The following is an 11115-nucleotide window of genomic DNA, read 5'->3' as shown; positions in this document are numbered from 1 at the left end:
CGCTAGTTCTCCATAGCGCGCTCCTGTAGCGCTAATTTCACAGGTAGCCTTTGTAATCTTGGCTATTTTAGTATAAATACGCTGAAATGCTTTGGTTTTCATATTTCAGTTAGTTCAGTTTTTTCAGTTCTCTTTTCTTCTGAAAGAATGGCCTTCAATTGCTCTTCGTGGCTTTTGAACTCTTTTGATTCAAATTCAGAATAATTCATCTGTTTGATCAGATTAATCAATTTTTTGAAAAAGACAGACACCTCTTCAAAACTTGAAAAATCGAATGCTGTATTTACTATGTCCATTACCTTGTTAAGCATATACTGCTGGCGCTTTAGAGGCGTATTCATATCCACATCATCGAACGAGTCTTGCTGTATCAAACCAAAGTCAATCAGCTCGCTAATCCAAAAGCTGATGTGATAAGAAATGGGCACAGCATCATCTCCCAGTATATTAATTTGATCACGCGCCTCAATGCCGTTTCTTACCAAGTCTTTAGTCTTAGAAACCAATTGCGCCCAGTCTTTTTGGATGGTAGCATCAGAATTAGCTATGAATTCCGGATAGTCCATATATTTGGAATAGGAAGCTAGTGAATCAATGGCCGGATAGCGCTTGGCATCTGCCCGCTTTTGAGAAAGTGCATAAAAACACCGGGCTACTTTACTGGTAGATTCTGTCACTGGTTCTTTAAAATTGCCTCCGGCTGGTGAAACAGTACCAATAAATGTCAGAGATCCTCTTTGTCCATTGTTAAGTTCTACCAACCCTGCCCTGCTGTAAAAGTTAGCGATAGTAGCCGGCAGCTCTACTGGAAAAGCATCTGGCCCTGGCAGTTCTTCCATTCGATTAGACATCTCACGCAACGCTTGCGCCCATCTGGAGGTAGAATCTGCGAGTATTAGCACTTTCAAACCCATATTCCTATAGTATTCTCCAAGGGTCATTCCTACATAAACAGAGGCTTCCCTAGCCGCTACAGGCATGTTGGAGGTGTTACAAATAATGGTGATTTTCTCATCTAGTTTCCTGCCAGTTACCGGATCCTTCAATTCAGGAAACTCTGTAAATATCTCCACCACCTCATTTGCTCTCTCGCCACAAGCCACTATGATTACAATATCAGCTTCACTATTTTTTGCAATGGCCTGCTGTAATACGGTCTTTCCAGTTCCGAAGGGTCCGGGTATGTAACCGGTTCCCCCTTCTGCTATAGGGTTAAAGGTGTCCATGACCCTAAGTCCTGTTTGTAATATTTTATAAGGACGCATCTTATTTTTAAACCCTTTCATGGCGAGCTTCACTGGCCATTTTTGCTTCATGGTCAATATATGCTCTTCACCATTATCTGCTATAAGCACTGCCATGGTATCAGAAATTTTATAGTCATCATGCTTAGCCACAGACTTGACCTTAAAAACCCCTTTGAAGTTGATAGGCACCATTATTTTATGATCAATCCAATTTTCTTGAACACTCCCTAACCAATCGCCTGGCTGAACTATATCATTTTCTTTTACCAATGGCTTAAAAGAGAATAAAACATCCTCATCCAGCGGTGCAGTAGCTTCACCCATATCAATAAATAACCCGCCCATCTTAGTCAGGTCATTCTGCAAACCATCATAACGCTTAGAAAGTATGCCGGGTCCCAGTTCTACTTCCAACATCTGGCCGGTAAAGACCACTTTAGAACCCATTTTTATGGTTTGACTGGATTCGAAGAGCTGCGCATAGGCTATGTCATCTTTTATCCGAATAACCTCGCCCTTAAGTTCTTTTCCTTCACTATGAACAAGGCAGATCTCATTTTGAGTTACTGCATCTTCAGATTTTATAAATATCAAATTGGCTACTACACCAACTACTTTTCCTTCTGTCATGTGGGTTGAGTTTGAGGTGATTGCATTCTATTTTTAGTATTTTCCTTGAGTATTTCGAAGCGGGCAAGTCCTGTTTCAGCATCAAGTAATTGTGCTTGATACGCCATCATCAGTTTCAATGTGTATACAAATACTTGCTCCCGACCGAAAAATCCTTTTATATTTTCTAGATAATCCCACTTTATTCGATTGCTCAGATTCTGAATTTCCTGAGGTTGCTGAGCGGCCACTGCCTCGCTAATTTCTTCTAGGTAAGGATAGCTACGCAGCAGTGCTGCAGGAATTGATTTACCTTTCCCTAGTTGTAAAAATTGTGCATTTGAAACCTCAGGCTCAAGGGTTAAGATGTCGAAATGGGAATAATTATAAGAGGCAAAAAGGTCCGTTAATTCTTTTTCAAAATGGAAATACGAGCTCAGAAACTCATCTTGATTGATCAACTCCTCAAAGAAAAGTTGATTTAGGGCTTTTTCCAGTGCTGCAGGTGACATCTGTGTAAACTGGTCTTCGAATTTCTGAATAAATTCACCCAGATAATTCACAAAAGTCTCTTTGTTTTTGGAATAGTCTTTTATTTGATCTTCACTATATACGGCCGGAAAAATATAGCCTTCATAGGGGATATTATGGAATTTTGAGAACAATACATTGAGTAAGTTCTTGTTGTCGTTTGGCAGCAGCAAGTAATTGAATAACTGCCTATCTGAAGGGAGTAAGTTTCTTTTTATTAAATCAATACTTCCTTCGTAGTCAATGTTCTTATTATCTCCATCAGGGCTTAAATCAGCAAGACTCGATATGAGATAATAATAACTCACTTCGTTTCAGTGAAAAGTAAGGAACGCGTTCGGTCACTAAGATAGGGTGAAAAAAGAGCTATAAAATCGTCTTCCGAGAAAGAGAGTTTATAGGACTCTGATTTTTTAGTAATGCTAAAACCTTTCTTTAAACGCTCTCCAAAAGTTATTTGAAGGTTTGGCAAATGTGCTCGAATACTTGAAGTAAATTTTGCCTTCAGCTGCTCTTCCAGGCTTTTAGGAAGTGTTAATTCTACATCGTCAATGGGGTTCCAACTCTTTACGGCTTCTAAGATCGCTGACTTTAAAAAGTCTTCATCGGCAAAGCTGTTCTTAATGGCAGACGCTAAGATTTTATCGGATAAAATACTTTCAATCTCTTGTTTAAGATCACTTATTAGCTGTTTGGCTTTGAGCTCCATTTCCATTTGAGAGCTTCTTGATATCCTGTCCGCTTCCGACTGAGCATCTGAAAGTATTTTTTTTGCCTCTTTATTAGCATTATCTACTAATAGCTTACTTTCTTTCTCCGCCTGCGCGATGATCCTTTTAGATTCCTCATGTCCCTTTTCAAGACCTTCTTCATATATTTTGGAAGTAAGTGCTTCAAGATTATTCATAGCTCTTTCTGCTTTTAAGTATTAGTAAAGGTATTGGACTTCTGAAGAGCATTTTTTCAGTTAAGCTATCATGAAATATAGTCTCTATGAACCCATACGATCTTGGCAGAATGGCTATCATGCCTATATCATTGGATTTTGAATAGTCTATAATTCCTTTATCCACATTGTTATTAAAAGTGAAATGAAAAGTACTCGGCACAGACTCCAATTTTTTTCTTACGAGTAGCCTATAAGCCATTTCCTCTTTATTCATTGGCTTTTCGCTTCTGTTGAGCGTAATCACGTCAATATCCAAATTCATCACTTTGAGAATATCGAGTAAATAATCCAGACTGTGATAGTCTACTTCCTTACTGTAATCGCTGACTAAACCTACTTTTTTGATGTGCTTCAAAGTGGTATTATCAGGAATCACCAAAATAGGAATAGCCACCCTTTTAACAATGGCAGCCGTTTTTGTACCCCATAACTCATCAAACCCACTGGCACCCTTTGTTGCCATAATGATTAAATCAGCATTGATGTCGTGAGCGAATTTGGGTATTTTTTCGTAGGTAACGCCAAGCTCCTTATGAAACTCATGTTCCAATGTTGCCAACCCTTCATTGTCCTTTAACAACTTTTTGAATTTATGGTCGATGCCCGTTTCAACAGCTAATTTGCTATCACTGTGTTGATTAGAGGCATCGCGATGATAGGTATGGTAGATGATTATTTTTGCCTTGAATACTTGGGCATAAAAAATGGCCTGATCAAGTGCTTTATTGGCTCTTTCGGAAAAATCTGTTGGAAATAGTATTGTTTTCATAGTGTAAGTGCAATGTGGTCATATAGAATAACTAATGACTGGTATTTAATGCTATTATTTAATTGTTGATTGAATGTAACTCCGCTGTCTTTATGACTACATTTTACGCTTAATTTGATTAATAAATTATGAATGATTATCAATAATATTTATGATAGATATCAATGAACTTTATGAGTTATAAACTGACGGTATTTCTTTAGATAACCATAATACTATTAATTGCATTTTATTGACATTCTTAACAGCTTTCCTCCCACCAATACTGATAACTAGCGATAGTCAAAAGACCTGCCCCAATGAACTTATTGAGGCGAAGACTCAGATAATGCCAAGAAATAAGAAGAAAATAAAGGAACAAGAAACACGTTGGCCAATGGGTGATTATGCATGCCATTTAAACTAATTTTTTTAATTCCATGGCTAGGTTTTTTCGTGCCTGTTGCTCGTAATGCTGGTAGAACATAGCAGTTTTGAATATTCTGTCACTACTTAAAAAATGTCCGATAACCTTTCTCCTTCCCCTTTTATAAAGGAAGTTGGGGAAGATGGAATATTCTTTCCTTATGTTATCGGTGTATTTTTGATACTTTTCCGGGGTGTCTCCCAATATGGCCAGGTCGAAGTCGATAAGGTAGTTAGTGTCTTCGTCTTTATCAGTCGCATGTTCCTTTGTGGCAAGGATTTGACGCTTACAATTGGCTATTCTCTCGATAGACACCCCTAGCCTGTTCAATTGCCCCACGGCAAAGTCGGCACTTTTTTCCTCATTATCTTTTCGGCTAATGTTGTAGATAATATCATGATAAAAGATTGAAAACATAATGATATCAAAGTCTGTAAGATGCTGTTTGCACACTATTGCTTTCTCTACCATATATTCCAAATGTGAAAGATTATGATAGTACCTGTTTTTACCGCAATACCTTCGTTCAATGTCAAACCACATCGTATCCACCAGTGCGTTATTGCTGGTGTAACCTGATGTAAGTTCATTCCAGATAGCTCTTAAGTGCTCCATGCTGTATATGTTTTACGAATCAGCAGCGTCAAATGGTATCTTAATTATGCTCCAAAAGCCATTTTCGAAGTGCGTTAGATATGATAAAAATCAACTTTCATGATGATGTCTATGAGACCAATATCATTTTATTAGCTCTAAATTTAGTTATATAAACTGTATGATGATACTTAACCTATTACCTATTTCCCTTAAGGAGTTTTTTAAAGAAACGGGCTCTCTTGCACAGTTTTCATGGAGGTTTTTTAAGGTAGGTTTTAAACCTCCCTTTGAGATTAAAGAGTTTTTAAGGCAATGTTTTCTTATTGGCAACAAGTCTTTCACCCTGGTAGCTACCACAGGGTTTATTATGGGTCTTGTACTTACCTTGCAAACCCGGCCCACACTCATTGAATTTGGTGCAGAATCGTGGATGCCATCGATGGTAGGTATCGCCATTGTGCGTGAAATAGGGCCGATGGTCACCGCTTTAATTTGTGCCGGGCGCATAGGCTCAAGCATTGGTGCTGAACTTGGTTCTATGAAAGTAACAGAACAAATTGATGCTATGGAGGTATCAGGTACCAACCCGTTTAAATTCCTAGTAGTAACAAGGGTAATGGCTGCAACGCTTATGCTACCCATTTTAGTGATCATGGCGGATTCGGTTGCGCTTTTTGGCTCTTGGTTGGTAGAGCATGCCAAAGGCGATGTAAGTTGGGAGCTTTATTTTAGGCAAGTATTTGCTTATTTGCGTTTCGGGGATATCATTCCGGCATTAACCAAATGCTTTTTCTTTGGTTTTGTAATAGGCATTGTAGGTTGTTATAAGGGATATTATTCAAAAAAAGGAACCGAAGGTGTTGGTAAAGCTGCTAACACAGCCGTTGTATTGTCTTCTATGCTTGTTTTTATTGTTGATTTCATTGCCGTTTTAATTGCAGACATTTTCTATGAGCTCTGATAGTAAGCATATAGCAACAAAGAAAACAGAAGATAAACCTCTCCAAGATTATGCAGGTGTGCCCGATATTCTAATCGAAAACCTGAGAAAAAGCTTCGGTGATAACCATGTACTCAAAGGCTTTAATCTGAAAGTATATTCTGGTGAGACAGTTGCCGTTTTAGGTAAATCAGGATCTGGAAAATCGGTACTAATAAAATGCCTTGTGGGGCTCCTGCCCTACGATTCGGGCATGGCACAAGTGCTAGGAAAAAATATTTCAGGTTTATCACAGGAAGAACTGGATATACTCAGAACTGATATTGGCTTCCTATTCCAAGGCAGTGCGTTGTATGACTCCATGACGGTAAGGGAAAATCTTGAATTTTCACTAAGGCGTCATAAAGACAGATTAAAAGGTGAAACTATTCAAAAGAAGGTTGCAGAAGTATTAGATAGCGTTGGTTTGGCTGGCACTGAAAACCTGATGCCGGAAGAATTATCCGGTGGAATGAAAAAGCGCGTGGCTTTGGCCAGAACATTGATTATTAGCCCCAGGGTTATATTCTATGATGAGCCCACCAGCGGGCTAGACCCAATCACCTCGAAAGAAATAAGCCACTTGATTTTGGCAATCCAGAATAACTATAAGACCTCATCTATTATGATTACACATGATGTACAATGCGCAAGGATTGCCGCCAACAAAATTGTGCTTCTGATAGATGGAATTAATTACATTGAGGGAACGTATAATGAACTGATTAATTCAACAGACCCGGAAGTACAGGCATTTTTTAAATAATATCGCTATGGATAAAGACACAACTACAAAAATTAAACTAGGAATATTTGTGATGACTGGTCTCGCAATTTTGATCATAGGCATTTACAGTATAGGTAATCGGCAGAACCTTTTTAGTAAAAACTTTCGACTCCATGCCAATTTTAAACAGGTAAATGGGTTGCAGCCGGGCAATAATGTACGGTTCTCAGGCATTAATGTAGGCACCGTAGAAGATATCAGCATCATGGATGATTCTACAATACGGGTAGTGATGGTGATTAAAGAACAGGTGCAGGAATTTATCAAAAAAGACGCCATTGCAACCATAGGCTCGGATGGCTTAATGGGAAATATGCTCGTAAATATTGATCCGGGCAATAGCCAGAAACCGACCGTTGAAGATGGTGATATGATTGTCAGTTATGAGAAAATAAAAACTGATGACATCATCAATACCCTGAATAGCTCCAATGAAAACCTTGCCCTGCTCATTGAAGAGTTGTTGGCAATTACACAAGGAGTGAATCGTGGCAAAGGAGCTGTTGGTGTGCTAATGAAGGACAGTCTGCTAGCGCAAGACTTAAAGGTTACGCTTAAAAATATTCATTTAACTGCCGCCAATGCAGCTTCCGTAACAAATGAATTCCATGCTATGGTAGATGGATGGAAAAAAGGTGAAGGTCTTGTAAATACTTTATTAATGGACACCACTTATACAGGTCGTATAGCACATGCAGTGGAAAATATCGAAAAATCAACGGAAGAGTTGTATCAAACTTCGCAACAACTCAATCAACTTTTAGAACAGAAGGACCAGAATGCTATCAACACAATACTTCGTGATAGTACCTTTAATGCAGACCTGCAGCAATCAATGGAAAAGGTAAAAACAGGAACTGCTAAATTTGATGAAAGCATGGAGGCGTTACAACACCACTGGCTCCTGAAAGGCTATTTTAAAAAGCTGGAAAAAGAAAAAGGCAATTGATTTTAGACATTCTATCGCTTTTCATAGCGTCCAGTGGCTTGTTCTACCTTAATGCGAAATGTGATGGTTCTTTTATCGGTGCGCCTCATGCCGCCAGCACGGTCTAGTCCGTGCTTAGGCCGGCTTGTCTCACTAGTCATGAGCGGCTGGGTGCGATTAATCAAAAGTTGTAAGGCATCTTCTGCATTGTCACCTTTCAATTCCTCATAAGTGCCCCAAAGAATCACTGTCTGCCAATGTGCTAAATTTTCAATTTGCTCTACCTCAATGCATACGTTGGGATTGTTGCGCATCATACGAATTTTTAGGCCTTCAATGGTATGTCCATAGATGTAATCACCATCATAGGCATAGGTGATAGGAACAACATAAACGCGGTCTGAATAACAGCCCAACCTTCCTACCACTTGGCTATGAAGTACATTGTCTATTTGTTTTCTATTTAAGGTTCCAAGCATAACGGTAATAATTTATTGGCATGATGGCTATCTCTATCCAAATAGTTTTCACATACTATGAAAAGGGAATAGCATTATTAAACATGAAGATATTATTTAAATAGACGATACACTATGAGCAGCGTCAACATGTAATTTGATTCAACTCATATCACTACAAGGCTCACATAGCCAAAAACTAGTATATCCTCGCTCAAAAATCGATGCTATTTTAAATGCTATCTGCTGCAAAACTCATTATAGTATGTAACTACATCCAGAGGATTGGTTATTGCTAGGTTGTTTATTTTTTCCACCAGTTTTGGGCAATCCCAGAAGTATTTGCTCAGGCTTTTCTTCTTTAGACCAAAGATTCCTTGTGTGGCGCGCTGCATGGTAGTTTCGCCCTGGCGCAAGAAGAGTTCAAACTCGTCAGGATAATCGTTATCATCATGCACAAATTCTTTGGCATAACAAGATAAGTATCCTTTAGCCAACACTCTTAAAAATACCTTTTCTCCATATTCTGGCCTGTTGTAGTAGCTAAATTTAAAAAATTGGCTTTCCTCTGCATACCAAAGCGATTCATAGTGATTTATACCTGCTTTATACCCCAGAATATCAGAAGCGCTGTAACGCTTCACCTTACCTGCTTCATTTTTGAATTTTATCTTTTCAAAAAGCCGTGATTCAGTGCGGTCCTTCACAAAACCAAAAACAGTATCCTTACTATTTAATACGATATAGCCAGGCTCATACTCCTGTGCTTCAGTTCTTATGAATAACACGTAAAGCGTTACTGTTAAAAGCAGTCTGATGATCGTAGCCATGGATTTCATCTTTTGGTTTGGTCGTTAATGAATTATAATTTTTAGGGTAAAAAATCGTTGCCGGGTATTCGCTTGCGTATCTATCGCATACATCTGGTTTTTCTACGGTTAACAATTAAGGCATTTCTTTGTTGGATATTAGTGAATAACAGCAAATTCAATGGGCTTTATCAATCCCTACTTTCAGAGGAGATAAAGGAACGGGCAGAAAAAATAATCATTTGGATCTCCATTACCTCGTTTGTTTTACATTTGGTATTAATCGGATTAGTCAATTTAGACCTGTTACATCTACCCATAGAATCGGAACTTCTTACCAATCCTATTTCTGCTATTTACACCCCATTCTCATTTATACTACTGTTTGAAGTTTACTTATTGGTATATCATATACCTCAATCCACTTCCGATTATATCGCCAAGCAGTATGAAATAATTACTCTAATCGTGATAAGGCGCATTTTCAAGGATATTGCTCATCTCGATTTATCAATCAATTGGTTTGAAGACAAATATGATTTACTTTTTACTTACGACATTATAACTGCTCTCCTCCTATTTGCCCTGATTTATGTATTTCACAGGCTCAACGATAAAAAAGTAACAAAGAAGATAAAAAACCTCCCCGAGCAGGTACAACATTTTATAGCCAGAAAAAAAGCAATGGCCACTTTATTGGTTCCTATCATTGTGATAATGGCATGTTACAGTTTATCAGTTTGGCTCATAGAATTGTTTACAATACTTACTACTGATAATCCGGAAAGCATAGAGTTTATGAATGTTAACAACATTTTCTTTGATGAGTTCTTTACCTTACTCATATTAACAGACGTTTTGCTCCTGCTATTTTCATTCTTTCACACTACTAAATTTCATCTGTTTATTAGAAACTCAGGCTTCATCATTTCAACCATTCTGATTCGGATTTCCTTCAGTATTGATGGTATTGTTAACAATTTACTTATTGTAGTGGCTGTTTCATTTGGTGTGTTGATACTGCTTGTAAATAAGCAATACGTTAAACTAAGTGATAAAAAGTTAAAAGTATAGTAATTGACTTCAGGTACTAGCTTAAAGCACAGCAAATATTGAATATTAATTTAGTGAATTCATTTTAACCGAATAAAGTATCGGTACACCCAGTGAGTTTATAATGTTCGATGCCTAATGTGAGAGAAATTTTAACATTAGTATGAATCTACGGTCCACATTAAACTAAAATCGAATAGGCAGGTTGTAACTATATGGAATACACTTTTTGGCTAGCAAGCTTTACTGCAATCGCCTTTTTTTATTACGGATTGACTTGTTTATTTTCTAACAAAATGATGAGCGAGTTTATACGTTTTGGATTGAACGATCGCCTTCGAATAATTACTGGTTTGTTACAGTTGGCAGGAGCATTAGGTATTTTTATGGGGTTGAAACTACCTCTCTTAGGGATGATGGCCACTTTTGGGTTATCAATTTTAATGTTACTAGGATTTATTACCCGTTTAAAGATTAATGACCCTTTTAAGGAGTCAGTGCCGTCTTTCGCATTTATGGTTATTAATGCGTATTTATTCTATGCTTTTGCCTTACAACTTCAAATGAAATAAATAGCCAAAGATAAAAGCAGAAAAAGTGCCGCAGGAAAAGCCTTTATAATTGGATCATTCACTTTAATGTGCATTGCTACCGCTCCAAACATTAAAAATGCAATGCCGAGTGCAGCATACATCTCTAGCACAAAAAACCAGATAGAAGCAATTAATGCTAATGCGAGCCCTACTTTGAGAGCACCAATGACGCCCACAAACCAGCCGGGCAAACCATAGACAGCAAACTCTTCTTTTATACTATTGGCCTTACCACCTCTGTAGGGGGTAGATTTGTTTGCCCTTAGCAGCCAAACATTTAAAATACTAAGGCTTACAATAAGTTTTAATGCAATTTCTAAATAATACATGAAATTAATTTTGGTTTACACACCCTTAACAGAGTGATGGTGTAGGATGTTTACACTGTATGTAAATTGTT

Annotated in this window: 13 protein-coding genes; 5 read left to right on the top strand and 8 right to left on the bottom strand. The window is 37.9% G+C overall.

Going from position 1 to position 11115, the window contains the following annotated elements:
* Positions 1-98: 98 nt before the first annotated feature.
* From RLO81_RS14420 to RLO81_RS14400, 5 genes are all read right to left on the bottom strand, one after another.
* Positions 99-1877 (bottom strand): V-type ATP synthase subunit A, encoded by a 1779-nt coding sequence (locus RLO81_RS14420; protein ID WP_350113013.1) that lies wholly within the window; start codon positions 1875-1877, stop codon positions 99-101.
* Entirely contained in the window at positions 1874-2695 is an 822-nt protein-coding gene (locus tag RLO81_RS14415) for a DUF2764 family protein (protein WP_350113010.1), read from the bottom strand. The genes RLO81_RS14420 and RLO81_RS14415 overlap by 4 nt, the downstream gene beginning before the upstream one ends.
* Entirely contained in the window at positions 2692-3294 is a 603-nt protein-coding gene (locus RLO81_RS14410; RefSeq protein WP_350113007.1) for a V-type ATP synthase subunit E, read from the bottom strand. Before RLO81_RS14410 ends, RLO81_RS14415 begins: the two co-directional genes overlap by 4 nt.
* Complete coding sequence (locus RLO81_RS14405; protein ID WP_350113004.1) at positions 3287-4105, bottom strand: universal stress protein; 819 nt, start codon at positions 4103-4105, stop codon at positions 3287-3289. Before RLO81_RS14405 ends, RLO81_RS14410 begins: the two co-directional genes overlap by 8 nt.
* A 397-nt stretch (positions 4106-4502) precedes the next feature.
* The gene (locus RLO81_RS14400) at positions 4503-5126 is read right to left on the bottom strand and encodes an HD domain-containing protein (protein ID WP_350113001.1); all 624 of its coding nucleotides are present in this window, start codon (positions 5124-5126) and stop codon (positions 4503-4505) included.
* A gap of 160 nt (positions 5127-5286) precedes the next feature.
* On the opposite strand from RLO81_RS14400, the gene RLO81_RS14395 reads away from it, so the two are divergent.
* Genes RLO81_RS14395 through RLO81_RS14385 form a run of 3 tightly spaced genes read left to right on the top strand, consistent with a single transcriptional unit; the run spans position 5287 to position 7823 of the window.
* Positions 5287-6069 carry an MlaE family ABC transporter permease gene (locus RLO81_RS14395; RefSeq protein ID WP_350112998.1) on the top strand — a complete coding sequence of 261 codons (783 nt, stop codon included), beginning with the start codon at positions 5287-5289 and terminating at the stop codon, positions 6067-6069.
* Positions 6059-6853, top strand: a complete 795-nt coding sequence (locus RLO81_RS14390; RefSeq protein ID WP_350112995.1) for an ABC transporter ATP-binding protein — start codon at positions 6059-6061, stop codon at positions 6851-6853. Before RLO81_RS14395 ends, RLO81_RS14390 begins: the two co-directional genes overlap by 11 nt.
* Positions 6854-6860: 7 nt before the next feature.
* Positions 6861-7823 (top strand): MlaD family protein, encoded by a 963-nt coding sequence (locus RLO81_RS14385; RefSeq protein ID WP_350112993.1) that lies wholly within the window; start codon positions 6861-6863, stop codon positions 7821-7823.
* 11 nt (positions 7824-7834) lie between these two features.
* Here RLO81_RS14385 and RLO81_RS14380 read toward each other — a convergent pair whose 3' ends face one another.
* Together RLO81_RS14380 and RLO81_RS14375 are read right to left on the bottom strand one after the other, a co-directional pair.
* On the bottom strand, positions 7835-8281 hold the full coding sequence (locus RLO81_RS14380) for a pyridoxamine 5'-phosphate oxidase family protein (protein WP_350112990.1): 447 nt from the start codon (positions 8279-8281) through the stop codon (positions 7835-7837).
* A gap of 218 nt (positions 8282-8499) precedes the next feature.
* A complete protein-coding gene (locus tag RLO81_RS14375) occupies positions 8500-9090 on the bottom strand; it encodes a hypothetical protein (RefSeq protein ID WP_350112987.1) in 591 nt (196 codons plus the stop codon).
* Between the two features lie 141 nt (positions 9091-9231).
* Between RLO81_RS14375 and RLO81_RS14370 the strand changes: the two genes are divergently transcribed.
* Both RLO81_RS14370 and RLO81_RS14365 read left to right on the top strand, forming a co-directional pair.
* On the top strand, positions 9232-10143 hold the full coding sequence (locus tag RLO81_RS14370; RefSeq protein WP_350112984.1) for a hypothetical protein: 912 nt from the start codon (positions 9232-9234) through the stop codon (positions 10141-10143).
* Positions 10144-10337: 194 nt separating this feature from the next.
* Entirely contained in the window at positions 10338-10694 is a 357-nt protein-coding gene (locus tag RLO81_RS14365; protein ID WP_350112981.1) for a DoxX family protein, read from the top strand.
* On the opposite strand, the gene RLO81_RS14360 is transcribed toward RLO81_RS14365, so the two are convergent.
* Entirely contained in the window at positions 10682-11044 is a 363-nt protein-coding gene (locus RLO81_RS14360) for a DoxX family protein (RefSeq protein ID WP_350112978.1), read from the bottom strand. The genes RLO81_RS14365 and RLO81_RS14360 overlap by 13 nt on opposite strands.
* Positions 11045-11115 lie beyond the last annotated feature (71 nt).

It is taken from the genome of Fulvivirga sp., assembly GCF_040220315.1.
In the GTDB taxonomy this organism is placed as follows: domain Bacteria; phylum Bacteroidota; class Bacteroidia; order Cytophagales; family Cyclobacteriaceae; genus Fulvivirga.
The sequence above is the reverse complement of the archived record's forward strand: the minus strand, read 5'-3'. Positions and strand labels throughout refer to the sequence as shown.